Here is a 25,237-nt window from a genome sequence, read left to right on the forward strand (position 1 = left end):
GGTGCCGGCAAATCTGTGCGCAGGCGCGCTATTCCGACGCCCGCGGCTTGCAGCGCAAATCGGGGTTTGCTAATACTCCGCGTCCATTGGATGAGCATCCCTTTCGAGATAGTGTGCCGTGGCTTTCGAACAATTCGCGCTCGTGATATCTCTCTTCCAGCAGCTCTGCGTCTATCTGGTGATCGCCTGGCTGCTCTCCAAGACGCCGCTGTTCATGCCGCTGACCCAGGTGACCCTGAGCTGGCCCCACAAGATCCTCTGCTACCTCATCTTCTCCGGCTTCTGCGTGATGGGTACCTACTTTGGCCTCAGGATCGAGGACTCCATCGCCAATACCCGCGCCATCGGCGCCGTGCTCGGCGGCATAGTCGGCGGCCCTGTGGTGGGGCTGCTGGTGGGGCTCACCGGCGGCATCCATCGCTACTCGCTGGGGGGCTTTACCGCCCTGGCCTGCACCTTCTCCACCATCGCCGAAGGGCTGCTCGGCGGCCTGGTGCACCGCCACTTCGTCGCCCGCCACCGGCTCGATCTGCTGTTCAGCCCCTGGGTGGTGGGCTCGGTGGCCCTCATCGCCGAGCTGATGCAGATGGGCATCATCTTGCTGGTGGCCCGTCCGTATGACGACGCCGTCCACCTCATCGAGAACATCATCGCACCCATGCTGGTGGCCAATACCCTGGGGGCCGCCATGTTCATGCGGATGATCCTCGATCACCGCGCCATGCTGGAGAAGTACTCGGTCGCCTTCTCCGCCCGCGCCCTCAAGATCGCCGAGCGGGCGATGCGGGTGCTGGACAAGGGGTTCACCCAGGAGGCGTGCCAACAGATGGCGCGCATCCTCTACGAAGAGACCGGGGTGGGCGCGGTGGCCATCACCGATCGGGAGAAGCTGCTCGCCTTTATCGGCATCGGCGAGGATCACCACCTGCCGGGCACCGCCATCAACTCGGCCCACACCTTCAAGGCGATCCAGCACAACGAGGTGGTCTATGCCGACGGCAACCTCATCCCCTACAGCTGCAACCTGCATCCCCAGTGCCGGCTCGGCTCCTCGCTGGTCATTCCGCTGCGTGGGGAAGAGGGGTCGGTGGTGGGCACCATCAAGCTCTACGAGCCCAAGCGCAAGTTCTTCTCCTCCATCAACCGCACCCTGGGAGAGGGGATCGCCCGGCTGCTCTCCGGCCAGATCCTGGCCAGCAAGTACAACGAGCAGAAGCGGCTGCTGGCCCAGTCGGAGATCAAGCTGTTGCAGGCGCAGATCAACCCGCACTTTCTGTTCAACGCCCTCAACACCCTGGCGGCGGTGATCCGGCGCGACCCCGAGGATGCCCGCACCCTGGTGCACCACCTCTCCACCTTCTTTCGCAAGAACCTCAAGCGCCAGGGTGACGAGGTGACCCTGGCCGACGAGCTGGAGCACGTGAACGCCTACCTGCACATCGAGCAGGCCCGCTTCGCCGAGCACCTGAGCGTGCAGATCCAGATTCCCGAGCCGCTGCTGGAGTACCGGCTGCCCACCTTCTCCCTGCAGCCCATCGTCGAGAACGCCATCAAGCACGGCATCTCCCAGATGTTCGAGCCCGGCCGACTGACCCTGACGGCGCGGCAGGAGGGTGAGCAGCTGGTGCTGGAAGTTGAGGACAACGCCGGCCTCTATCAGGCCAGGCGGGAGGAGAGCGGCCTTGGCATGAACATAGTGGATCGGCGCATCAAGGCCCGTTACGGCGCCGAGTACGGGGTCACCATTCACTGCGAGCCCCATCAATCCACCCGGGTGAGGATCACCCTTCCCCTGCAGGAGAGCCCATGCTGACCGCCCTGATCGTCGACGATGAACCCCTCGCCCGCGAGGAGCTGCGGCTGCTGCTGGCGCAGGCGGGCAATATCCGCCTGCTGGGAGAGTGCGCCCACGCCATGGAGGCGCTGCCCGCCATCCATCGCCTCAAACCCGACCTGCTGTTTCTCGACATCCAGATGCCGCGCATCAGCGGGCTGGAGCTGGTGAGCATGCTGGATCCGGACTTGCGCCCCCACATCGTCTTCATCACCGCCTACGACGAGTTTGCCCTGCGCGCGTTTGAGGAGAACGCCCTCGACTACCTGCTCAAGCCGGTCACCAGCGAACGGATGAACAAGGCGCTGGAGCGCATCCAGCGGCTGCTTTCGCCAAAAGGTGAGCTGGCGGGCCAACCGCTGCCGGATCCGACCCGCATCGCCCAGCCCCTGCGCAGCATTCCCTGTAGCGGCCACAACCGCATCCTGCTGCTGCCCCTTGGCGAGGTGGAGTTCGTCCACAGCGATCTGGCCGGCAACAAGGTGGTGAGCGCCCAGCAGCAAGGCACCACCGAGCTGACCCTGCGCACCCTGGAGGAGAAGACCGGCTTCGTGCGCTGTCACCGCCAGTACCTGCTCAACCCGGGCCAGATCCGCGAGATCCTGCTGCTGGACGGCGGCCTGGCGGAGGTGGTGACCCAGGGCGGCCACAAGGTGCCGGTGAGCCGGCGCTACCTCAAGCCCCTCAAAGAATTGTTGGAGATCCCCTGAGGGGCTGGCCACTCGCCCCGTCCCCTGCCCGTTACCGCTCACCCGCTTGCCGCGCCCGCCGGCTCATCCCTCAAACCGCTCAGGGCCGCTTTTCTGCCGCTCGCGGGCGGCCCTCTGCCACTGACCCTTTCTGCGCTCCCCTTTCCCTGCCGCCTGCGTAGAGTGCAGCCTGAGCCCGGCCAGATTGGCCGCAGGAAAAGGAAACTCCGTCATGCAACACGCAATCACCTTCGTCATTGCGGCCCTCTGCATCCTCGCCATCGCCTATCGCCTCTACGGCGTGTTCTTTGTGCGCAAGGTGCTGCGGGCCGACGACAAGCTGGTCACCCCATCCCACGAGCTGGAAGATGGCAAGAACTATGTGCCGACCAACAAGTGGGTCAACTTCGGCCAGCACTTCGCGGCCATCGCCGCCGCCGGCCCGCTGGTGGGCCCGGTCCTGGCGGCCCAGTACGGCTACCTGCCGAGCTTTCTCTGGCTGCTGATCGGCTGCGTCATCGGCGGTGCGGTGCACGACACAGTCGTGCTGTTCGCCTCCATGAAGCATCAGGGCAAGTCCCTCTCCGAGGTGGCCAAGGCCGAACTCGGCCCCATCGCCGGCTGGTGCACGGGCCTTGCGATGCTGTTCATCATCACCATCACCATGGCGGGTCTCTCCATGGTGGTGGTGCACGCGCTGGAGCGTAACGCCTGGGGCGTGTTCGCGGTCTTCATGACCATCCCCATCTCCATGGTGGTGGGGATCTGGCACAAGCTGACCGGCAACCTGCAAGCCGCCTCCTGGGTGGGCTTCATCGCCGTGCTGGCCTGCGTCTTCTTCGGCCCCTACGTGCAGGAGAGCGCCTTCGGTGCCTGGCTGACCCTGCGCGCCGAGACCATCAGTCTGGCGCTGCCCATCTACGCCTTCTTCGCCACCGCGCTGCCGGTCTGGCTGCTACTCACCCCGCGCGGCTACATCTCCAGCTTTATGAAGATCGGCGTGTTCGGCGCCCTGGTGATCGGCGTCATCTGCATCAACCCCGAGATCCAGTTCCCCGCCATGACCCAGTTCGTCCACGGCGGCGGCCCGGTACTGGGCGGCCCGGTCTGGCCCTTCATCTCCATCACCATCGCCTGTGGCGCCATCTCCGGCTTCCACGCCTTCATCGGCTCGGGCACCACCCCGAAACTGGTGGACAAGTGGAACGACATCCTGCCGGTCGCCTTCGGTGCCATGCTGGCCGAGTGCGTGGTGGGCGTGATGGCGCTGATCGCCGCCACCGCCCTGCACCCGGCGGATTACTTCGCCATCAACGCCACTCCGGAGGCCTTCGCCAAGCTGGGGATGCAGGTGGTGGATTTGCCCTTCCTCTCCCAGGAGATCGGCATGGATCTGAACGGCCGCACCGGCGGCGCCGTCACCCTGGCGGTGGGCATGTCCTACATCTTCACCAAGGTGCCCTGGTTCAGTAACCTCGCCTCCTACTTCTTCCAGTTCGTGGTGATGTTTGAAGCGGTGTTCATCCTGACCGCCGTCGACTCCGGCACCCGGGTCTCCCGCTACCTCATTCAGGACTTCTTCGGCGAGTTCTACCCGCCGCTCAAGCGCATCGACTGGATGCCGGGCGCCATCGGGGCCAGCGTGCTCGCCTGCGTCATGTGGGGGTATCTGCTGATGTCCGGCGATATCGGCTCGGTATGGGCCCTGTTCGGGGTATCGAACCAGCTGATGGCCTCGGTGGGCCTCATCATAGGTGCCACCATCATCCTGCGCCTCGCCAGCAAGCGCCGCTATATGCTGACCTGCCTGATCCCGCTGGCCTACCTGTTCGTGACCGTCAACTACGCCGGTTACTGGATGATGCGCAACGTCTACTTCAACTCGGCCGCCAAGGGCTACAACCCGATGAACGGCGCCATCTCCCTCATCATGCTGGTGCTGGGGGCGCTGATCCTGATCTCCGCCCTGCGCAAGTGGAGCGAGCTGTGGAAGCTGCGCCAGCAGCCCGAGTTCCGGGTGGCCGAGGCGACCGCCTCCTGATCCGTCCAGCCCTCCTCGGACCCCGCCTCAGCGGGGTCTTTCATTGGCGCTGCGCATTCATCCATTGGCATTGACCCGCCCCTTCGCAGTGGTTGAATGGGTCCCCGGATCACAGAACCGCCCAGCCCGGGGTGCTAGCATGCCCCGACGGCCACTTGGCCGCACCGGCCCAAGTGATCCTCCCTCCTCCGCTTTCACCCTTTGAGGACAGCTTTCATGGAACTGCTTCTGCTCAGCAACGGCAAAACCACAGAACACCCCGGCCTGCTCGGCTGGGCCCGGGAGCGGGTACGAACCCTGCTCGCCCGCAAACAGGTCAAGCGCATCCTGCTCATCCCCTACGCGGTGATCCGCAGCGACTGGGACGCCCGCGCCTTCGAACTCAGCGAGAGCCTGGGGGTGAAGGCCATCAGCATCCACCAGTTCGACGATCCGGTGGATGCCATCCAGCGGGCCGACGCCATCTTTATCAGCGGCGGCAACAGCTGGCGCCTGAACCAGCTGCTGCACGAATACGGCCTGGTGGTGCCCATCCAGCGTGCCGTGCGCGAGCGAGGCGTGCCCTATGTGGGCTGGAGCGCCGGCTGCAACGTGGCTACCCCCAGCATCCGCACCACCAACGACATGCCGGTGTGCAGCGCCGCCGTGCTGCCGGCGCTGGGCTTGTTCCCCGTGCAGATCAATCCCCACTACCTGGATGCCAGCATCAGCGGCCACATGGGGGAGACCCGGGACGAGCGCCTCGCCGAGTTCTGCGCCATCAACCCGAGCGAGCACGTGGTGGCCCTGCGCGAGGCCAGCCTGCTGCAGATCAGCGGCGACACCATCGAGTACTGGAGCGCTCGGGGCGAGGGCTTCAAGATCTTCAAACACGGTGAAGCGTCCCAGGAGTTTATGGACGCCGCCCCGCTGGCCAAGCTGACCCCCTTCACCCCCAGGATCTGACGCGACTGGCATCGCCAGATCTGATGCATCAATGAAAAGAGGGATGGCCCACGCCATCCCTCCCGTTTTCTTCGGCTCGCCAACGACAGACCCCACCCTGTGTGGCCTCCGCATAGAGGAAGTCAGGGAGGCGACGATCATCGGCGGCCTGGTTCACGAGAGGGTCGTCGGGACTGCCGGGCATCGGCATAGACAGGGGGCGGGGAACCTGGGTGCGCGTCGGGAGAGATGACGGGCGCCGGACACTCATCATGTGGAGCACCGGCATCGTCTCTTGAGGTGGAAAGAGAGCGGGACCCGATGGTCAGAGGGTGATCCTAGCGGCAAGGTCCCGGATCCCCCCTGACTCAACATCGGCCCAAGTGCGAGCCGACACGACTCATTTTTTCTGACTGAGCACCCATTCGGCCAAGGTCTTGGCCTCGTCTTCCGTGACGGCGTTGGCCGGCATGGGCACGGCACCCCAGGTGCCCTGGGTGCCATTCTTGATGCGACCGGCCAGCAGGGTGGCGGCGTCCTTCTGCCCTGCATACTTGGCGGCTACATCCGTGAAGGCGGGGCCGACCAGCTTGGAGTCCACCATGTGGCAGCCCACGCAAGGCTTGCTCCTGAACAGCGCCTCGCCATCTTGCGCCATCGCCGGTTGCAGGCCGAACACAGAACCCAGTACTAACAGTGAAAGCACGCTTTTTTTCATGTTGGTATTTCCTTTTGTTGATGGAGGCGGCAACGCCCCCGCTTGGTATCCGGCCTCCCAATCCCGGTCACGCTGGCGGCCCGGCGCGACCAACGGCATCAGATATCGGGCGCGGATAATGTTCTCTTACTGGCTCTCTTTATCGCCCAGCATGTTGCGAAATCCCCGCACGGCATTGCCCAGATCCGAACCGATGCCACGCAGGCGTCCAGTGCCAAACAACATGATGACAATGGCGAGAATGATCAAAAGCTTCCAAACACTGATCCCCATCATGGGAGCATCCTCTTGCGATCTAATGAGTGATAAGGGTGAAAAAATGTGGTCGATGCCAGCCGATCAATGGGCCGCCGGGCCGCCGTGCGACTCGGCCTGATGGGACTCGGGTTGCAGCAAGGCGAGATCTATCTGCCCGAATCGCACCAGCCTGCCGCCCTGTTTGGCGGCGAACGCCTTGGCATCCTCTTCGCGGGCGAACGAGGCCAGTGCGGCCCCCATGGCCCCCTTCAGGTTTGCGCCGACGACATAAAAGGCCTGGCGGGCGTCGATCAGGGCGTCATCATGAGGTTTCTCCCAGGTCGAGCGCGCCATGTCGTGCACATAGAGGGTGATATCTTGTCCCCGGTTTTCCGGTTGCAACCACCAACCGAACAGCTCGGCCGTGGAGCAGAACTTCATCGCCCCCTGTTTGCCCACCGCCTCCCCCTTGGGGCCGGGAAAGTCACCGATCGCCATGCCGCAGACGTGACACTCGTCGCCGGAGTGAAAGGCGACCGGCTCATAAACCTGTCGATCCGAGCCGGCATCGTTGCAACCGGCCAGCGCAAGCAGCAGGGCCATCAGGCTGCCTTTGAGATAAAAACCATTTGAATTCAGCATATTAATATCCTTGTTATACCCGGCTCAGAGCGAGCGACGACGAAACACGGCATAAGCCAGCCACAGCGACACGCCGACCCACAACAGCAGGCAGAGCCCGAGCAGCTCGCTGGGAAAGGGCAATTCGCTCCCCAAAGAAAGAACCCCCAGCCCGCCACTCTCCCCCTCGAAGCCGGAGAGGTTGATCAGCCGGTAGATGTCCGCCGGATTGAGCAACAGCAGCCAGGGCAGGAGGGTGGCGCTGAAGTGCCCCTCGCTCAGCACCAGCAAGGCCAGCAGCAGCAGATCGAACACCAGCACGAACAGGAACCAGACGCCCAGCGCCAGCCCGGCGGCCCGGGACTTCTCGCTGACCTTGCTGCTCAGTACATAGGCCATGGCGAGGAAGACCCAGCCCAGCAGGGTCGACGACACCATGAAACGGCCGAACGCCCAGACCAGGGTGGAGAGGGAGATATCCTCCACCAGCACGGCGATGGCCAGGGCGGCGCAGCCAAAGCCGAGCAGCGTCGCCAGCGCCAGGATCAGGCCATGGCCGACAAATTTGCCCATCAGGATCTGGCCGTGACCGAGGGGGTATGTCAGCAGTAGCATCAGGGTGCCGCTCTCCTCCTCACCGACGATGGCATCATAGGCCAGCAGCAGGGCGATCAGGGGCATCAGGAAGGTGGCGAGGCTCGCCAGACTCGCAATGGTGGCGGGGATGGAGGTAAAGCCCAACTGGCCGGAGGCAGCGGCGCCGAGCCAGGCGATGCCGACCGCCAGCACCGCAAACAGCAGGGTGATGGCCAGCAGCCAGCGGTTGCGCAATCCATCGCTGAACTCCTTGCGGGCAATGTTCCAGACCTGATTCATGGCTGAACCTCCTTGCGGTTCGCCTGATCGGCGCGCGCCATGTAGTGGCAATAGAGATCTTCCAGCGAGGGTTGATGCACCTCGATATCGCCCGGTTCGCATTCACGCAATAACTCGCGCAGCAGCGCCAGCTTGTGGCCGTTGTGCACCACCACTTCCAGGCTCTGTGTATCGAGCAGGCGCGTCTGGTGGCCAGCCCCCTGCCAGCGGTCACGCCAATGGTTGCCGTCCGCCAGCCCGTGAACGCGCATCCGTACCGGCAAGCCGGTGTCGGCGCGCAGCTGGGCGAGGTCGCCCACGGCTTGCAAGCGGCCGCCGGCCAGAATGGCGACGCGATTGAGGTGGGCCTCCACCCCGGCGAGCGCGTGGGAGCAGAGGATGATGCTGGTGCCCCCCTGGCGCAGGCGATCGATCAGCTGATAGAGCTCATGGGTGGCGATGGGATCCAGCCCCACCGTGGGTTCATCGAGCAACAGCAGGCGCGGCTCGCCGAGCAGTGCCTGGGCCAGGCCGAGCCGCTGGCGCATCCCCTTGGAATAGGTCTTCACCCGGCGATCCGCCGCGTGGCCGAGCCCGACCTGATCCAGCAACACCGCCACCTGTTGGGGGGCCGCCCCCCGCAGACGGGCGAAATGGGCGAGGGTTTCCCGCCCCGTGAGCTGCGGATAGAAGGTCACGTTCTCCGGCAGATAACCGAGCTGACGCCGCACCTCGAGATCCTGCGGCTGGCCACCGAGCACCTCGACCCTGCCCTCGCTGGGCGTCAGCAGGCCGAGGATCAGCTTCATGCTGGTGGTCTTGCCCGCGCCGTTATGGCCAAACAGCCCCAGCACCTCCCCTTCGTGCAGACTCAGGTTCAAGTCCTGCAATATGGTCATGCCCGCGATGCGCTGGTGCACGCCCTGAATATCGACCGCCTTCATGAGGGATCCTCCTGTTTCTGATGCGCCTGGATGGCGGGAGGCCGCATCAGCGGGTGGCTATCCTGCACGCCGGGCGACTTGATGATGGGGAAGGCGCGCTGGGCCCAACGCAGCACCTCGATGCCGGGGCTGTTCATCAGCAGCCGAACCTGCGGGTAGAGCCAGAGCAGCCTGTCCACGTTGTCGTTCGGTTCGTAGGCCACCTCGCCCAGGCCATCGTCGTTGCGATCCCAGCCCAGATAATCGCTCCAGTAGTTGCCGCGCCCCTCCACCGACCACTCCTGGCGCCGGGAGGCGACATATTTGACCTGCTGCCGGTTGTTGATGAAGGCGTTGTCGCTGATGCGGTTATCCTCCGACCCGGCCGTGAGATGGATGCCGAGCGTGCTGTGCTCGAACCGGTTGCGCTCGATGCGGTTGAACAACGAGTTGTAGATAAACAGTGCCTTGCCCTCGGAGCCGGAGCTCGCGGTCATCGCCATGTCCTCACCCGAGCCGCCGTCACGCACCCCCGTGACCAGGTTGTCCGTGAGGGTGGAATAAGTGATGTAATTCATCAGGATCCCGTAATTTTGATCCTGCTCGGAGCGATTGCCGATCACGGTCAGCTTGCGACTCTGCATGAGCGCGTAACCGGTGCGGGTACGGCGGGTCAGGTTGCCCACCACCCTGTTGTCGTTGGAAAACATGTAATGAATGCCGTAGCGCAGATCTTCCAGCCGATTGCCTTCGAGGCTGTTGCCGTTGGAGGTGTCGATGTAGATGCCATCGCGGGCGTGGCGTACCCGATTGCCGATGACCCGCGCCCCGTGCACCGCATAGAGATGGATGCCGTTGCCGCGATCCTGGGAGCGGATCTGCGGATCTCCCTCGATGACATTCTCCAGCAGGCTGACGTTGCTCGTGCCATCCACCCAGATCCCGCTGGCCGGTCCCCGCATCCGGTTCGCCTGCACCCTGGCGCGGGTGGCTTCCCGCTGGATGAAGACGGCGGCATTGAGTTGGGTGAGGTTGTTACCCCAGTTCGTCAGGGTGCAACCCTGCACCGTCACGTCCGGCGCGGCGATGGTGAGGGCATTGCCCTCCCCCTCGGCATCGAGCACCGCCCCCGCCTCGCAACTGAGCGTCAGGGATGCTTCGATACGAAACTGCCCCCGATACTCGCCGGCAGGCAGACGCCAGTGCGCCTCACCATCGGGTTGCAGGGGCAGGGAGCGAATGGATTGAGGTGCCGCACAGGCGGCCCCGATGCAGGAACAGCCCAGCACCCACAGCGCAACGGTGCGCCAAAGCCGTCTTGGCAAAGCCGGTAAGACCGAGAGAGGGTTCATGTCCAACATCCTGAAAATGCGGGTGGTGCCGGCTCGGCACCACCCTGACCCATGGTCAGGCCGGTTCGACCAGCATGCGACCCACCATCTCCATGTGGAGCGCATGACAGAACCAGCTGCAATAGTACCAATGCAGGCCTGGCTTATCGGCGGTGAAGGTGATGGAGGAGGTCTGCTGCGGGCTGATCTCCATGCTGACGCCGTGGTTGACCATGACGAAGCCGTGGCTGACATCCTCGATCTGATCGATGTTGGTGATCACCACAGTGACCTCATCCCCCTGCTTGACCTTGAACTCGGTGATGCCGTAGGCCGGGGCCGACGAGGTCATATAGACCCGCACCTTGTTGCCATCGCGGATCACCTTGTTGTCGGTCTCCAGCTTGATGCCGTCCTTGGTCGCCATCTCGACGGTCGGGGCGAAGAAGGGGTCCTTGCGATCCCACAGCTTGCGGGTCTTGATCTGATCCCGGCGGGCCAGGATGCAGTCGTGGGGCTCGGCGAAGGTGGGGCCGTCATGCACCAGCTTCATCTCCTCGCCGGAGATGTCGATCAGCTGATCGTTTTCCGGATGGAGCGGGCCGGTGGGCAGGAAGCGATCCTTCGAGAACTTGCACAGCGCCACCAGCCACTTGCCATCGGCTTCGCTGGTCTCGGTCAGGGACGCATGGATGTGGCCGGGCTGGTACTGCACGTCGAGCTTCTGCCGGATGTAGTCCACCTTCTCGCCGTTGTAGGCGCGCACGGCGTCGGCCATGTTCCACTTCACGACCTGACTGTCGATGAACAGGGTGGTATAGGCGTTGCCGCGACCGTCGAAGGTGGTGTGTAACGGGCCCAGACCCAGCTCCGGCTCGGCCGCGATCACCTCGCGCGGATCCTTGAACTTGCCGGCGAACAGATCGTCGAGCTTGGCGATCTCGATCATGCTCACGGTCGGTGACAGCTTGCCGTTGGCGATGAAGTACTTGCCATCGGACGAGGTGTTGCAGCCGTGCGGGTTTTTCGGCACCGGGATGTAGCGGGTCAGCTCGGAACCTTCCCGACCATCCACCACCGGCACCTTGCTGTCACCCAGCGTCACGAACTTGCCCGCCTTGACGGCCGCCTCGATGCGCGGGATGTTGAAGACCACCACCCAGTCGCGCTCGTTGCGCATCATGCCGCCCAGATCGTAGGCCTTCTCCGAGTTGTAGCAGGTGGACGCCGCATAGGTGCCGGTGTAGTCGGCATCGGTGTTGTCCAGGTTGCCATCGACAATCACCTGGAAGGCCATCTCCATCTTCTCGGCGTCGATGACGTTGAACAGGGTGTAGCTGTTCTTGCTCTGCAGATCGAAGCTGGTGCCATCGTTGGGATGGGGGATCACGAATTCGGCGTTGGCAAACACGTACTTGGTGTGGGGCACCTTCTGCAGGCGCAGGCCGTGAATGGCCTGGACGTTGGGCACCGTCAGCATCTTGTCGCACTTCATGATGTCCAGCCGGATGCGGGCGACCCGGCTATTGGCCTTGTCGTTGATGAAGAGGTACTTGCCGTCGTACTTGCCGTCGGTCATGGAGATGTGGGGGTGATGGCAATCGCCATTCAGGAACCTGGCGCTCTCCCCCATGATGTGGCGGCTCTCGTTGGTCAGGCCCCAGCCGGTGGCGGAATCGATGTTGAACACCGGGATCCGCATCAGCTCGCGCATGGAGGGAATGCCCATGACCCGCACTTCGCCCTGGTGACCGCCACTCCAGAAGCCGTAGTAGTCATCCAGATCGCCCGGCGCGACATGAATGTTCTGCTTGGCCTCGGAGACGGCCGCCGCCCAGCTCTCCCGGCTCATCACCGCGCCACCAAAGGCCGTGGTCGCCAAGGCGGCCCCCGTCAGCGCACTCGCCCCCTTGAAGAAGCTACGACGGCTGAGGCCGCCTTGACTCAGCTCCTGCTCGGTGTTGTCAGGATACTTATCACTCATAAACCGACTCCTTTATCATTTTCAGACGGGGCGAACGGACTCGCCTCGCGATGGTTATTGGTTATTCAGGTTTCAATGGAGGTGACAGGTATCCGTTCAGTGCCCACCTGTCCTTGGGCGCCACGCTTGGCCTGCTTGTTTTTCATCACCAGTGGCAGGCACTTGCGCTCGTTGTGATAGGTCATCTGGCAATCGAGGCAATAGTGGCATTCGTTGGCATTGATCCGCCCATCCGGGTGGATGGCCTGGATCTCGCACTCCTTGGCGCAGAGCTGGCAGGGGCTGCCACACTCCTTGCGACGCTTGAGCCAGTCGAACTGGCGCAGCTTGGTGGGGATCGCCAGCGCGGCCCCCAGCGGGCAGATGTAACGGCAGTAGAGCTTGCGGGTGAAGAGGTTGATCACCAGCAGCAGCACGGCGTACAGCACGAACCACCACTGCCGATCGAAGCCGAGGATGATGGCCGTCTTGAAGGGCTCCACTTCGGCGGCCTGCTCGGCCATCTGCATCGACTCCAGCGAGATGCCGAACAGCACCAGCAGGATGATGTATTTGATGGCCCAGAGCCGTTCATGCACGGCGAAGGGCAGCTCGAACTGGCGGACCTTCAGCTTGCGGGCCCCTTCGTTGATCAGCTCCTGCAGGGCACCAAACGGGCAGAGCCAGCCACAGAAGACGCCGCGGCCCCAGAGCAGGATAGTGGCGGCGGCGAAGGTCCAGAGGATGAAGATGACGGGATCGGTGAGGAACAGCTCCCAGCGAAAATCCTGGAACAGCGCATGGACGAAGGTCAGCACATTGACCACCGAGAGCTGTCCCAGCGCATACCAGCCGATGTAGATCAGGGTGAACAGCAGGTAGCCACGGCGCAGCCAGTGCAGGAAATGGGGTCGCCGGGTGAAGCGATCCTGGAAGAACAGGATGGCGGTGAGCAGCAGCAGCGCGAGCCCGATGATGCCGATCTGCACGCTCTTCTGGTACCAGATCTTCGCCCACATCGGTCGCGCGGCCTCTTCGGCGGCGGCCAGCTCCTCGGCACTCGGCAGGGGCCTTGTCAGATAGGACTCGGGCAACTGGTAGGGGAGCTCGAAGCTGCTGAAGACACTCTTGATGGGGCCGGTCTGACGCCGCACCAGCAACTCCAGACTCCAGGGTGAACCAGGATCGAAGGCGGTATGGGCGCGGATGGTGAAGATGGCCATCTCGCCAAACGTCGGCATCCCCCCGGCGTAGACATCATCGAGGCGCTGGAAGTCCAGATCGCGGAAGCTGATGGTGTCGCCGAACTGGCGCAGTTGCACCCGATCGAAGATGCCGCCACGCACATAGCCCGATCCCTTGAAGGAGTACTCCCCGCTGCCCAGCACGGCGATGGCCTGCTCGCCGGTTTTGAGCCCCTCCATCAGTGCCCGGTACTGTTTTTCACCCAGCAGGTTGCGACCTATGGTCGGTGGGTTCAGATGAGTGACGTAGAGATCGATGAAGGTATCCTTGGCCCGCTCGGCCGGGGCGGTGCCGACACCTTCTGCCTCCGTCCCCTTGAACGCCTCGTCGACCTGACCACGGGTCAGGTGCAGCCGACGGATGGCACCATTGCCGGTGAGACCGGTCCAATCGAGGGGCTCATAGAGGTCGCTACGCACCAGGGCGGGCTTGGGTCTCGCCCCCCCCTCCTCCTTGACCAGCCCCAGGGACAGCGCGACCTTGTGCGCCCCGTGCATGACGATCTCGTTGACCACCATGGCGGTGACGGTCGCACCGGTGATGGCATCGATTGTGACCGCATCCGGGTCGCTGGAGTGGCCGACCACCACCCGTTGCCCGACGCCGACACCTTTGTATCCGGCGCTGAAGTCGTGCAGCTTCGCTTCCGGGATCCCCACCAGCAGGATCGGCTCATGGTGCTCGAGCACATAGGCATCGACGATCACACCCTTGGGGTCGAGCAGTATCTGCATGTTGATCGGCTTGCCCGAATAGGCGGGGATGTTGACGACATCGATGGTCTGGAAGGCATAGCCCGTCGGCTTGCCCCCTTTGGTCAGGGTGCGCACCTGATAGGGACCGCTGGCCTTGGAAATAATGGCGCCCGGAAAGAACTGCTCGATGCGGGTCTGCTCGACCGGGTACGTTTTGGCGGTGAGACTCAGGCTGGGGAGGAGCAGCAAGGTCATCAACAGCAATGCCCAGAGGCGGGATAACGAGAGCAATGGGTAAGGTCCTGATCGCATCATCATATTCATATGCCCCTTTCCGCCAGAGTCCCTTGAGATGCCAACCTGCGTTGCTGCCAAAATCCATGCCCTGCTCACAACGCTCAATGGTAACCATTTAAAACCCATGGCTAATGGAGATCAACCTAAATAGACAACTGAGTTGCATAATTGAAAGCACCATCACACTTATGCCCGCGAATCTCATGTCGGAGCGCAACCTTTGGTCATTGATCGGGTTGATGCCCTTTGTCGGACGGATACTGGCCTCGGCCACGCTTTATGGTCATGCTAGGGAACACCCAATCGGCAGGAGAGCGCAGATGAACATCAGGATGGAAAGAGACAGCCTGGGGGAGATAGCCGTCCCGGCGGACAGACTCTGGGGCGCCCAGACCCAGCGCTCCCTGCACCACTTCAACATCTCGGGGGAGCGCCAGCCCAGGGAGATCATTCATGCCCTGGCCCGCATCAAGTCCGCCTGCGCCCGGGTCAATCACGCCCTGGGACTGCTGCCCGCGCGCAAGGCCCAGGCCATCATGGCGGCCGCCGACGAGATCCTGTGCGGCCAGCACGACGCCGAGTTTCCCCTGATGGTGTGGCAGACCGGCTCCGGCACCCAGACCAACATGAACCTCAACGAGGTGCTGGCGAACCGGGCCAGCGAGCTGCTCGGCGGCCCCCGTGGCGAGGGGCGGCTGGTACACCCCAACGACGAGGTGAACAAGAGCCAGTCCAGCAACGACGTCTTCCCGAGCGCCATGAACCTGGCCGCCGTCACCGCCATCACGGGCCGGCTGCTGCCGGCGCTCGTCCCCCTGAAAGAGACCCTGGCGAGCAAGGCCGCCGCCTTCGACAACATCGTCAAGATAGGCCGCACCCACCTGCAGGACGCCACGCCCCTCACCCTGGGGCAGGAGATCTCCGGCTGGGTCGCCCAGCTCAGTCAGGGGGAGCGCCACATCCGGGCCGCCCTGCCCCATCTGTGCGAGCTGGCGCTGGGGGGCACGGCGGTGGGTACCGGCCTCAACTGTCCCCCAGGTTTTGCCGACGCGGTGGCCAGGACCCTGGCCGAGCAGACCGGTCTGCCGCTGGTGAGCGCTCCCAACAAGTTCGAGGCCCTGGCGGCGAGCGATGCCCAGGTCCATGCCCATGGCGCCCTCAAGACGCTGGCGGCCTCCCTCATGAAGATCGCCAACGACGTGCGCTGGCTCGCGAGCGGCCCCCGCAGCGGACTGGGGGAACTCATCATTCCGGAAAACGAGCCCGGCTCCTCCATCATGCCCGGCAAGGTCAACCCGACCCAGTGCGAGGCGCTCACCATGCTGTGCGCCCAGGTGATGGGCAACGACGTGGCCATCAACCTCGGCGGCGCCAGCGGCAACTTCGAGCTCAACGTGTTCAGGCCGATGATCGCTTACAACTTCCTGCAGAGCGTGCGGCTGCTGGCGGACGGCATGCAGAGCTTCCACGAGCACTGCGCCCTCGGCATCACGGCGAACCGGGCGCGCATCGACGAGCTGCTGACCCGCTCCCTGATGCTGGTGACGGCCCTCAATCCCCACATCGGCTACGACAAGGCGGCGGAGATCGCCAAGCGGGCGCACCACGAAGGCGTGAGTCTGCGGGAGGCGGCCATCGCCTCCGGCCACCTCACGGCCCAGCAGTTCGACGCCTGGGTGGTGCCCGCCGACATGGTGGGGAAGGGCAAATAAGGCGCTTATTCGAGAGCACGGATAGCGGGAGCGCGAATAAGCAGAAGGGGCGCCGCGGCGCCCCTTCCCATTCACCGGCAGAGACTCAGCTCTTGCTCTCGCAGTTGAACATCCAGTGGGTGCCGAACTTGTCCACCAAGGATCCGAAATAGGCCCCCCAGAACATCTCTGCCAGCGGCATCTCCACCTTGCCCCCTTCGGCCAGGGCCGCAAACAGGCGATCGGTCTCGGCCCGGCTGTCCGGCTCCAGGTTGAGGTAGCTGTTGTTGCCCTGCACCAGGGTGAAGCCCATGCTGGCGGGGGCATCGGTGCCCATCAGCACATGACCGCCGAGGATGGGCAGCGCCACGTGCATCACCAGCTCCCCGTCCTCCTCAGACAGAGTGGGCTGGTCCGGGCAGCCGGGGGCATCCTTGAAGCGGTGGATGGGGCCGGCGAAGTCGCCGCCAAACACCTCGCGATAGAAGAGGAAGGCCGCCTCCGTCTCCCGGGCAAAATTGAGATAGGTACTGACACGCGCCATGGGTTTCTCCTTGTCACCGATAGCTGGCCCCTTTGGCCAGCTATCAGCATAGAAGAGCCCGGTCATTGCCAGGCACAGATCCGCCTGCCGCCCCTCTATATGGGGCAGAGGGCGTCGGCTCCCTCATCGACACAGAGTCGGTCTCACCCGCAAAAAGAGCAACCCACCCCAAGGTGGGTTGCACCTTTCTCCCCGCTCATAAGATATATCTCCAAACCATTAATAATGCAGTGAAAAAATGGCGAACAGCGATGTTGAAGGGAGTCTTACGGAAATGGGCGTGATGGATAAATTCAACAATGTAGCCAGTACATTAAAATTTCTTGCTTGAAGGTTGCACCTGGTTGCACCATCATCGGCAAAATTTAACCATCTGGTAATATTGTTACCTTCTAGACACAGGAAGTCCCATGGCCACTACCACCCTCGGCGTCAAACTCGATGAAGCGACCCGCGACCGCCTCAAGCAGGCGGCGCAGACCCTGGATCGCACCCCCCACTGGCTGATCAAGCAGGCCATCTTCACCTATCTGGAGCAGCTGGATCGCGGTCTGACCCCGCCCGAGCACTCCGGACTGGCCGCCGCCGCAGGGGACGAGCCGGTCGAGGCCCTGACCGAGCAGGGGATCCAGGTCTTCCTCGAGTTCGCCGAGAGCATTCTGCCCCAGTCCGTGCTGCGCGCCGCCATCACGGGGGCCTATCGCCGTCCGGAGACCGAGGCCGTCCCCATGCTGCTGGAGCAGGCCCGCCTGCCCAAGGAGAAGGCCGACGCCACCCAGAAGCTCGCCATGAGCATCGCCGAGAAGCTGCGCAACCAGAAGAGCGCCAGCGGCCGTCAGGGGCTGGTGCAGGGTCTGCTGCAGGAGTTCTCCCTCTCCTCCCAGGAAGGGGTGGCCCTGATGTGCCTGGCGGAGGCGCTGCTGCGCATCCCCGACAAGGCGACCCGTGACGCCCTCATTCGCGACAAGATCAGCGGCGGCAACTGGAGCCAGCACCTGGGCCAGAGCACCTCACTGTTCGTCAACGCCGCCTCCTGGGGCCTGCTCATCACCGGCAAGCTGGTGGCCACCCACAACGAGGCGGGGCTCAACAGCTCCCTCAAGGGGCTGATCGGCAAGGGTGGTGAGCCGCTGATCCGCAAGGGCGTGGACATGGCGATGCGGCTGATGGGGGAGCAGTTCGTCACCGGCGAGACCATCGCCGAGGCGCTGGCCAATGCAGGCGCCATGGAGACCAAGGGCTTCCGCTACTCCTACGACATGCTGGGGGAAGCGGCCCTGACCGAAGAGGATGCCAAGCGCTATCTGGCCTCCTACGAGCAGGCCATCCACGCCATCGGCAAGGCCTCCCACGGCCGCGGCATCTACGAGGGGCCGGGCATCTCCATCAAGCTCTCCGCCCTGCATCCGCGCTACAGCCGCGCCCAGTACGATCGCGTCATGGAGGAGCTCTACCCCACCCTGCTCGGTCTGACCCAGCTCGCCAAACAGTACGACATCGGCATCAACATCGACGCCGAGGAAGCCGATCGCCTGGAGATCTCCCTGGATCTGCTGGAGAAGCTCTGCTTCGACCCCAGCCTCAGCGATTGGAACGGCATCGGCTTCGTCATCCAGGCCTACCAGAAGCGCTGCCCCTATGTGATCGACTACGTCATCGATCTCGCCAAGCGCAGCCGCCACCGCCTGATGATCCGGCTGGTGAAGGGGGCCTACTGGGACAGCGAGATCAAGCGTGCCCAGCAGGAGGGCCTCGAAGGCTATCCGGTCTACACCCGCAAGCCCTACACGGACGTCTCCTATCTGGCCTGCGCCCGCAAGCTGCTGGCGGTGCCGGAGGCCATCTATCCCCAGTTCGCCACCCATAACGCCCACTCCCTGTCGGCGATTTACCAACTCGCCGGTCAGAACTACTACCCCGGCCAGTACGAGTTCCAGTGCCTGCACGGCATGGGTGAGCCGCTCTACGAACAGGTGGTCGGCAAGGTCGCCGACGGCAAGCTGGGCCGCCCCTGCCGCATCTATGCGCCGGTCGGCAGCCACGAGACCCTGCTCGCCTACCTGGTGCGCCGCCTGCTGGAGAACGGGGCCAACACCTCCTTCGTCAACCGCATCGCGGACAACAACATCTCCCTCGCGGATCTGGTGCAGGATCCGGTGCAGCAGATCGAGCAGATGGCCGCCCGCGAAGGCACCCTGGGCCTGCCGCACCCGCGCATTCCCCTGCCGCGGGATCTGTACGGCGAGGCGCGTCCGAACTCCGAAGGGCTGGATCTCGCGAACGAACACCGTTTGGGGTCCCTCTCCGCCGCTCTGCTCGCCAGCACCAATACCCGCTATCAGGCGCTGCCCATGCTGGGCGCTGATGTACCGGTGCCGACCGAGTTCCAGCACGTGGTCAACCCGGCGGATCACCGCGACCTGGTCGGTCAGGTGAGCGAAGCCACCACCGATCTGGTCGATCAGGCCCTCGCCTGCGCCCTCGCCAGCGGCCAGATCTGGCAGTCCACCCCGCCCGCCGAGCGCGCCGCCGTGCTGGAGCGCGCCGCCGATCTGATGGAGTCCGAGCTGCAGCCCCTGATGGGCCTGCTGGTGCGCGAGTCCGGCAAGACCTTCAGCAACGCCATCGCCGAGGTGCGCGAGGCGGTTGACTTCCTGCGCTATTACGCCGCCCAGGCGCGCAACCACTTCGCCAACGACAGCCACAGGCCGCTCGGCCCCGTGGTCTGCATCAGCCCCTGGAACTTCCCGCTCGCCATCTTCAGCGGTCAGGTGTGCGCGGCGCTGGCCGCCGGCAATACGGTGCTGGCGAAACCCGCCGAGCAGACCCCGCTCATCGCAGCGCAAGCGGTGCGCATCCTGCTGGAAGCCGGCGTGCCCGCCGGCGCGGTGCAACTGCTGCCGGGCCGTGGTGAAACCGTGGGCGCGGCGCTGATTGCCGACGAGCGGGTGCGCGGCGTCATGTTCACCGGCTCCACCGAAGTCGCGGGCATCATCTCCCGCAACCTGGCCGGTCGCCTCGATGCCCAGGGTCGCACCATACCCCTCATCGCCGAGACCGGCGGTCAGAACGCCATGATCGTCGACTCCTCCGCCCTGACCGAACAGGTGGTGATGGATGTTATCTCCTCGGCGTTCGACAGCGCCGGTCAGCGCTGTTCCGCCCTGCGGGTGCTGTGCGTGCAGGAAGACGTGGCGGATCGCGTGATCCGCATGCTCAAGGGCGCCATGGCCGAGTACAAGGTCGGCAACCCCGAGCACCTCTCCACCGACATAGGCCCGGTGATCGACGCCGAGGCCAAGGCCAATATCGAGCAGCACATCAAGGTCATGGGCGACAAGGGGCGCAAGGTGCACCAGATCGCCCGCGTCCAGGGGGAGGCCTGCAGCCGCGGCACCTTCGTGCTGCCGACCCTGATCGAGCTCGACAGCCTGGACGAACTGGGCCGCGAGGTGTTCGGCCCCGTGCTGCACCTGGTGCGCTACCCGCGCACCAAGCTCGGCGAACTGCTCGCCCAGATCAACGACAGCGGCTACGGCCTGACGCTCGGGGTCCATACCCGGATCGACGAGACCATCGCCCAGGTGGTCAACACCGCCAAGGTGGGCAACCTCTACGTGAACCGCAACATCGTGGGCGCCGTGGTCGGGGTGCAGCCGTTCGGCGGCGAAGGGCTCTCCGGCACCGGCCCCAAGGCGGGCGGCCCGCTCTACATGTACCGCCTGCTCGGCGCCCGTCCCCAGGAGGCGGTGGCCAACCAGCTGAACCAGGAGTCCGGCGCCCTGCAGGCCGAGGCGAAGGCCCCCCTGCTGGCCCTGCGCAACTGGGCGAGCAAGCAGGATCCGGCCCTCGCCGCCCTGTGTGATCGCTATGCCACGCTCTCCCAGAGCGGCCGTACCCAGCTGCTGGCCGGCCCCACCGGCGAGCGCAACAGCTACAGCCTGCTGCCCCGGGAGACGGTGCTCTGCCTCGCCGAAGAGAAAGGGGATCTGCTGGCCCAGCTGGCCGCCTGTCTGGCGGTGGGCAGCCGGGTGCTGTGGCAGGACCACGCCCAGAACCGCACCCTGCTCTCTTCCCTGCCGACCGAGGTACGGGATCGCATCGCGCTGGTGGCAGACTGGGCCACGGGCGAGGCGGACTTCGATGCCCTGCTGCACCACGGCGATTCGGATCAGCTGAGCGAGGTGAGCAAGCTCGCCGCCGCCCGCCAGACGGCGCGTAACTGCGCCATCATAGGCGTGCACGGCCTGCATCGCGGCGAGACCGACATCCCGCTGGAGCGGCTGCTCATCGAGCACGCCCTCTCGGTCAACACCGCCGCCGCGGGTGGCAACGCCAGCCTGATGACCATAGGCTAAGCGCCCACGACAGTGACTCAAGCCCCGCCCATGCGGGGCTTGTTCTTTTCAGTCCCTTGCGCGCAGAAACAAAGAGGCCGCCCTGTCGGGGCGGCCTCTTTGCTCCCCCTTCTCCCCTTGAGGGAGAGGAGTCGGGGATGTGGAGCGACTCGTCTACACGTACTCCATAAACACCCGGGAGGTGAGCTTGGTGATGAGCTCATAGGGAATGGTCCCGATCCGGTCGGCCACCTGCTCCACCGGCAGCCCTTCACCCCAGAGCACCGCCTCGTCGCCGGCCTTGTCGGTGGCGCCGGGACCGAGATCCACCGTGGTCATGTCCATGGAGACCCGTCCCACCAGGGGCACGATGCGGCCGTTGATCAGCACCGGCGTGCCATTGGGGGCCATGCGCGGATAGCCGTCGCCGTAGCCGATGGCGATCACCCCGAGCCGGGTATCGCGATCCGACACCCAGTTGGCGCCATAGCCCACCGGTTCGCCCGCCTTGTGATCCCGCACGGCAATCAGCTGGGTCTTGAGGGTCATCACCGGCTTGAGGTCGTAATCCGCCGCCACCGTATTGGGGAAGGGGGAGACGCCATACAGGATCACGCCAGGGCGGATCCAGTCGCAGTGGGAGTCCGGCCAGGCCAGGATGCCCGCCGAGTTGGCCATGGCCCGCTCGCCCGCGAGCGGCGCGGTCAGCTGGCAGAACAGGTCGATCTGCTCGCGGGTGGTAGGTTGCTCCAGCTCATCGGAGCGGCTGAAGTGGGTCATGATGTTGAACGGCTGCACCACGTTCTTGCACTTGCCGAGCCGCTCGATAAAGGCGGGCATCTCGTCGGCCCGCACCCCGAGACGGTGCATGCCGGTGTCGAGCTTGAGCCAGGCCACCACGGGGGCAGGCAGATCCGCCTGCTCCAGCGCCTCGAGCTGCTCCCAGGTGTGTACCGCGGTCTGCAGGTTGTTGGCCGCCAGCACCGGCAGATCGGCGGCGCTGAAGAAGCCCTCCAGCAGCACTATGGGCTTGACCACGGCGCAGGAGCGCAGCATCAGCGCCTCCTCGATGCGGGCCACCGCGTAGGCGTCCGCATCCACCAGGGTGCGGGCCACCGGCAGCAGCCCATGGCCATAGGCGTTGGCCTTGACCACGGCGATGATCTTGCATTGGGGGGCGTGGCGTTTCACCACGGCGAGGTTGTGGCGCAGGGCCGCTGTATTGATCTGGGCGATAGCCGCTTTCATCTGTTTTCCCTTACGAGGGCATGATATTCAGGCACCGGGGGGGTGTCAGCCCTCAAATCTCATCGTCTAAGGCCGGACCGGCAGAATTGTCGAACCGGGAAAACTATTTATGGAGGCGGGGGCGGCCTTCTTGCGAACACCCTCCCCGTCAAGATCGCAATGGTGACTCCAGAATTGGTGTCACCCTGCGGATTGTTCATCAGTAGTCATCGTCAAACGCCGGACCCGCGTAGTTGTCAAAACGCGAGAACTGCCCCTGGAAGGTGAGCCGCACACGACCGATGGGGCCGTTACGCTGCTTGCCGATGATGATCTCGGCGATCCCCTTGTCGGGGCTGTCGTCGTGATAGACCTCGTCGCGGTAGATGAACATGATCAAGTCCGCATCCTGCTCGATGGAGCCGGATTCACGAAGGTCCGAGTTGACCGGGCGCTTGTCGGCCCGCTGCTCCAGGCTTCGGTTGAGCTGGGAGAGCGCCACCACGGGGCACTGCAGCTCTTTCGCAAGCGCCTTGAGGGAGCGGGAGATTTCACCGATCTCCAGGGTACGGTTGTCGGAGAGACTGGGCACCCGCATCAGCTGCAGGTAGTCCACCATGATCATGCTGATGCCGCCGTTGTCCCGCGCCACCCGGCGGGCGCGCGAGCGCACTTCGGTCGGGGTCAGGCCGGAGGAGTCGTCGATGTACATCTTGCCCTTCTCCAGCAGCAGCCCCATGGTGGAGGAGAGCCGCGCCCAGTCCTCGTCGTCGAGCTGACCGGTCCGCACCTTGGTCTGGTCGATGCGCCCCACCGAGGCGAGCATACGCATGATGATCTGCTCGGAGGGCATCTCCAGGGAGAAGATGAGCACCGGCTTGTCGGCGGTGAGGGCCGCGTGCTCGCACAGGTTCATGGCAAAGGTGGTCTTGCCCATGGAGGGACGAGCGGCGACGATGACGAGATCCGAGCGCTGCAGACCGGCGGTCATCTTGTCCAGATCGTTGTAGCCCGAGGAGACGCCGGTCACCCCGTTGTGAGGGGTCTTGAACAGCTCCTCAATCTTGTCGACGGTCTGCTCCAGGATGAGCTTCAGGGGCTGGGGGCCCTCGTTGGCGCTGGTGCGCTGCTCGGCGATCTGGAACACCTTGCTCTCGGCGAGATCCAGCAGATCGTTGGAGGTGCGTCCCTGGGGCTCATAGCCCGCTTCGACTATCTCGTTGGCGACCGAAATCATCTCCCGTACCACGGCACGCTCGCGCACGATTTCGGCGTAGGCACTGATGTTGGCGGCACTCGGGGTGTTCTTGGCGATCTCCACCAGATAGGCGAAGCCACCGGCCTCTTCCAGTTGCTCGGAGCGCTCCAGCTCCTCCTGCAGGGTGATGAGGTCGATGGGGTTGCCCGCGTTGGAGAGGCGGGTCATGGCCTGGAAGATGAGGCGGTGCGGGCGGCTGTAGAAATCCTTGTCGATCACCCGCTCGGCGACCCTATCCCAGGCCTCGTTGTCCAGCATCAGGCCGCCCAGTACGGACTGTTCGGCCTCGAAGGAGTGGGGGGGGACTTTCAGCTGTTGTGTCTTGGCGTCTTTTTTCGCCGTCACTTGTTCTGCCATACACATAAAAACCGCAGCGGGAAGGGGACGGGAATTTTACAAAAGAAACCCCGCCATCGCGAGCGCTAATGCGCGTATTCACCTCATCCGGTGACAAGCCAGGACGCAGGTGCAATCGGATTCACGGACTCCCGGGCTCCTGTTGTAGTTCACAGTACGAGAAAGGGCCAGACCAGGGTCTGGTCTTTCACCTTGGCTCTTTGCTTGTTGCGCAACCTGCGCACCGAGCGGCTCGGCCGTCTGTTTCTCATGGGCGCCTCCTATGGCGGACGGGTCAATCTGTTCATGAATAATTCATGCCATCCATGTTAATCATAACCGCAAGCTGCAACACAAAAAGGGACAGGCAGCCTGCCATGCGCCTCGCTGAGCTTGCACAAGCAGAGCATGCCCCCACCTACATGAGAGTGAAAGAGTCAAAAATGAAAAAGATGCTGACCCTGTTTGCCCTGATCCTGGCCATCGGCCTCGGGGCCCCCATCGCCGAGGCCAAGAAGTTTGGCGGCGGCAAATCCTTCGGCAAGAGCTACAAGACGGCCCCGGCCCAGCCTGCGGCCAAGCCGGTGGACACCCAGAACCCGACCGTGGGCGCCCAGGCACCCAAGAAGGGCGGCATGATGGGCGGCCTGCTTGGCGGTCTGCTGGCCGGCGGCCTGTTCGCCTACCTGCTGGGCAGCGGTGCCTTTGAAGGCATGCAGGGCATGGACTTCCTGCTGATCGCCCTGCTGGCCCTGGGCGGCGTCTTCCTTTTCCGCGCCCTGCGCAAGAACAAGGCGGCGACGGCCCAGCCACAGACGGCCTACGCCGGCTACCAGCCGCCCCAGAGCGCCGCGCCGCAGCAGTTCGAGCAGAGCCACGGCGCCCCGCAGGCCACCGGCTTTGCCGACAGCGACGTGCCCTTCCGCCTGCCCCCGGGCTTTGACATGAACGGCTTCCTGGCCGGCGCCCGCGATCACTATCGCACCCTGCAAGAAGCCTGGAACAAGAACGATCTGGAGAAGGTACGGGAGTACGTGAGCCCGGAACTGTTCGAACACCTCAAGGCCGAGCGTGCCGAACTGGTGGGCGATCAGCACACCGAGGTGATGTACGTGGACACCCAGCTGGTGCGCGCCGACTACGGCAGCGACTGGGCCCAGGTCAGCGTGCGCTTCAGCGGCCGCTACATGGACCGTCAGGAGCAGGTCGAGGAGGACATCAAGGAGGTGTGGCACCTCGAGCGCAACCTGGCCAAGGACAATGCCCCCTGGCACATCGTCGGCATCGAGCAGCTGTAACAGCTGCCCCTCCGGTGACATCAACAAGGCGACCCTGGGGTCGCCTTTTTTATTCTGCCCGGCCCATCGCGCTGGTGCCAGGCCGACGAGCACCGCCAGTCAGCGCGATGAAGCGTGTCGATGTTGATGGCACACCCACAGCTCAGTCGGGAGGCTTCCACCCCGGCACCCAG

General features: G+C 64.2%; 18 protein-coding genes. 7 read left to right on the forward strand and 11 right to left on the reverse strand.

All coding sequences use genetic code 11. The features are described 5' to 3' along the window. Positions 1–118: 118 nt before the first annotated feature. From AB5Y72_RS08990 to pepE, 4 genes are all read left to right on the forward strand, one after another. The gene (locus AB5Y72_RS08990; RefSeq protein ID WP_202211615.1) at positions 119–1,813 is read left to right on the forward strand and encodes a sensor histidine kinase; all 1,695 of its coding nucleotides are present in this window, start codon (positions 119–121) and stop codon (positions 1,811–1,813) included. After that, positions 1,807–2,544, forward strand: coding sequence for a two-component system response regulator BtsR (btsR, locus tag AB5Y72_RS08995; protein ID WP_104454665.1), 738 nt, complete (start codon positions 1,807–1,809; stop codon positions 2,542–2,544). Before AB5Y72_RS08990 ends, btsR begins: the two co-directional genes overlap by 7 nt. Positions 2,545–2,755: 211 nt before the next feature. Next, the gene (locus AB5Y72_RS09000) at positions 2,756–4,564 is read left to right on the forward strand and encodes a carbon starvation protein A (protein ID WP_104454666.1); all 1,809 of its coding nucleotides are present in this window, start codon (positions 2,756–2,758) and stop codon (positions 4,562–4,564) included. 216 nt (positions 4,565–4,780) lie between these two features. Then, positions 4,781–5,509, forward strand: a complete 729-nt coding sequence (gene pepE, locus AB5Y72_RS09005) for a dipeptidase PepE (protein WP_202211616.1) — start codon at positions 4,781–4,783, stop codon at positions 5,507–5,509. 379 nt (positions 5,510–5,888) lie between these two features. On the opposite strand, the gene AB5Y72_RS09010 is transcribed toward pepE, so the two are convergent. The 8 genes from AB5Y72_RS09010 to nosR all read right to left on the reverse strand — a co-directional run bounded on the left by AB5Y72_RS09010 (position 5,889) and on the right by nosR (position 14,331). Beyond that, positions 5,889–6,206: a c-type cytochrome gene (locus AB5Y72_RS09010; protein WP_042074913.1), complete on the reverse strand. Its 318-nt coding sequence runs from the start codon at positions 6,204–6,206 to the stop codon at positions 5,889–5,891. A 126-nt stretch (positions 6,207–6,332) separates the two neighbouring features. Continuing rightward, the gene (gene tatA / locus AB5Y72_RS09015) at positions 6,333–6,482 is read right to left on the reverse strand and encodes a twin-arginine translocase TatA/TatE family subunit (protein ID WP_042074916.1); all 150 of its coding nucleotides are present in this window, start codon (positions 6,480–6,482) and stop codon (positions 6,333–6,335) included. A 63-nt stretch (positions 6,483–6,545) separates the two neighbouring features. Further along, positions 6,546–7,085: a nitrous oxide reductase accessory protein NosL gene (locus AB5Y72_RS09020; protein WP_111896407.1), complete on the reverse strand. Its 540-nt coding sequence runs from the start codon at positions 7,083–7,085 to the stop codon at positions 6,546–6,548. 24 nt (positions 7,086–7,109) lie between these two features. Then, a complete protein-coding gene (locus AB5Y72_RS09025; protein ID WP_111896408.1) occupies positions 7,110–7,940 on the reverse strand; it encodes an ABC transporter permease in 831 nt (276 codons plus the stop codon). Further along, entirely contained in the window at positions 7,937–8,863 is a 927-nt protein-coding gene (locus AB5Y72_RS09030) for an ABC transporter ATP-binding protein (RefSeq protein ID WP_111896409.1), read from the reverse strand. The genes AB5Y72_RS09025 and AB5Y72_RS09030 overlap by 4 nt, the downstream gene beginning before the upstream one ends. Then, complete coding sequence (locus AB5Y72_RS09035) at positions 8,860–10,194, reverse strand: nitrous oxide reductase family maturation protein NosD (RefSeq protein WP_223930485.1); 1,335 nt, start codon at positions 10,192–10,194, stop codon at positions 8,860–8,862. The genes AB5Y72_RS09030 and AB5Y72_RS09035 overlap by 4 nt, the downstream gene beginning before the upstream one ends. Before the next feature lie 55 nt (positions 10,195–10,249). Beyond that, a complete protein-coding gene (gene nosZ / locus AB5Y72_RS09040; protein WP_202211617.1) occupies positions 10,250–12,157 on the reverse strand; it encodes a TAT-dependent nitrous-oxide reductase in 1,908 nt (635 codons plus the stop codon). A 65-nt stretch (positions 12,158–12,222) separates the two neighbouring features. Further along, on the reverse strand, positions 12,223–14,331 hold the full coding sequence (gene nosR, locus AB5Y72_RS09045; protein WP_234823639.1) for a transcriptional regulator NosR: 2,109 nt from the start codon (positions 14,329–14,331) through the stop codon (positions 12,223–12,225). A 362-nt stretch (positions 14,332–14,693) separates the two neighbouring features. Here nosR and fumC point away from each other — a divergent pair, with 362 nt between their 5' ends. Beyond that, positions 14,694–16,085: a class II fumarate hydratase gene (gene fumC, locus AB5Y72_RS09050; RefSeq protein WP_368198897.1), complete on the forward strand. Its 1,392-nt coding sequence runs from the start codon at positions 14,694–14,696 to the stop codon at positions 16,083–16,085. Between the two features lie 85 nt (positions 16,086–16,170). Here fumC and AB5Y72_RS09055 read toward each other — a convergent pair whose 3' ends face one another. After that, the gene (locus tag AB5Y72_RS09055; protein ID WP_368198898.1) at positions 16,171–16,608 is read right to left on the reverse strand and encodes a VOC family protein; all 438 of its coding nucleotides are present in this window, start codon (positions 16,606–16,608) and stop codon (positions 16,171–16,173) included. 410 nt (positions 16,609–17,018) lie between these two features. Between AB5Y72_RS09055 and putA the strand changes: the two genes are divergently transcribed. Continuing rightward, positions 17,019–20,966, forward strand: coding sequence for a trifunctional transcriptional regulator/proline dehydrogenase/L-glutamate gamma-semialdehyde dehydrogenase (gene putA / locus AB5Y72_RS09060; protein WP_368198899.1), 3,948 nt, complete (start codon positions 17,019–17,021; stop codon positions 20,964–20,966). A gap of 153 nt (positions 20,967–21,119) precedes the next feature. On the opposite strand, the gene alr is transcribed toward putA, so the two are convergent. Continuing rightward, positions 21,120–22,193: an alanine racemase gene (gene alr, locus AB5Y72_RS09065; protein ID WP_202211621.1), complete on the reverse strand. Its 1,074-nt coding sequence runs from the start codon at positions 22,191–22,193 to the stop codon at positions 21,120–21,122. A gap of 199 nt (positions 22,194–22,392) precedes the next feature. Further along, entirely contained in the window at positions 22,393–23,787 is a 1,395-nt protein-coding gene (gene dnaB, locus AB5Y72_RS09070; protein WP_010673258.1) for a replicative DNA helicase, read from the reverse strand. Positions 23,788–24,209: 422 nt separating this feature from the next. On the opposite strand from dnaB, the gene AB5Y72_RS09075 reads away from it, so the two are divergent. Then, positions 24,210–25,064, forward strand: a complete 855-nt coding sequence (locus AB5Y72_RS09075) for a Tim44 domain-containing protein (protein WP_202211622.1) — start codon at positions 24,210–24,212, stop codon at positions 25,062–25,064. Positions 25,065–25,237 lie beyond the last annotated feature (173 nt).

The organism is Aeromonas sp. R7-4, assembly GCF_040908055.1.
Classification (GTDB): Bacteria; Pseudomonadota; Gammaproteobacteria; order Enterobacterales; family Aeromonadaceae; genus Aeromonas; species Aeromonas sanarellii.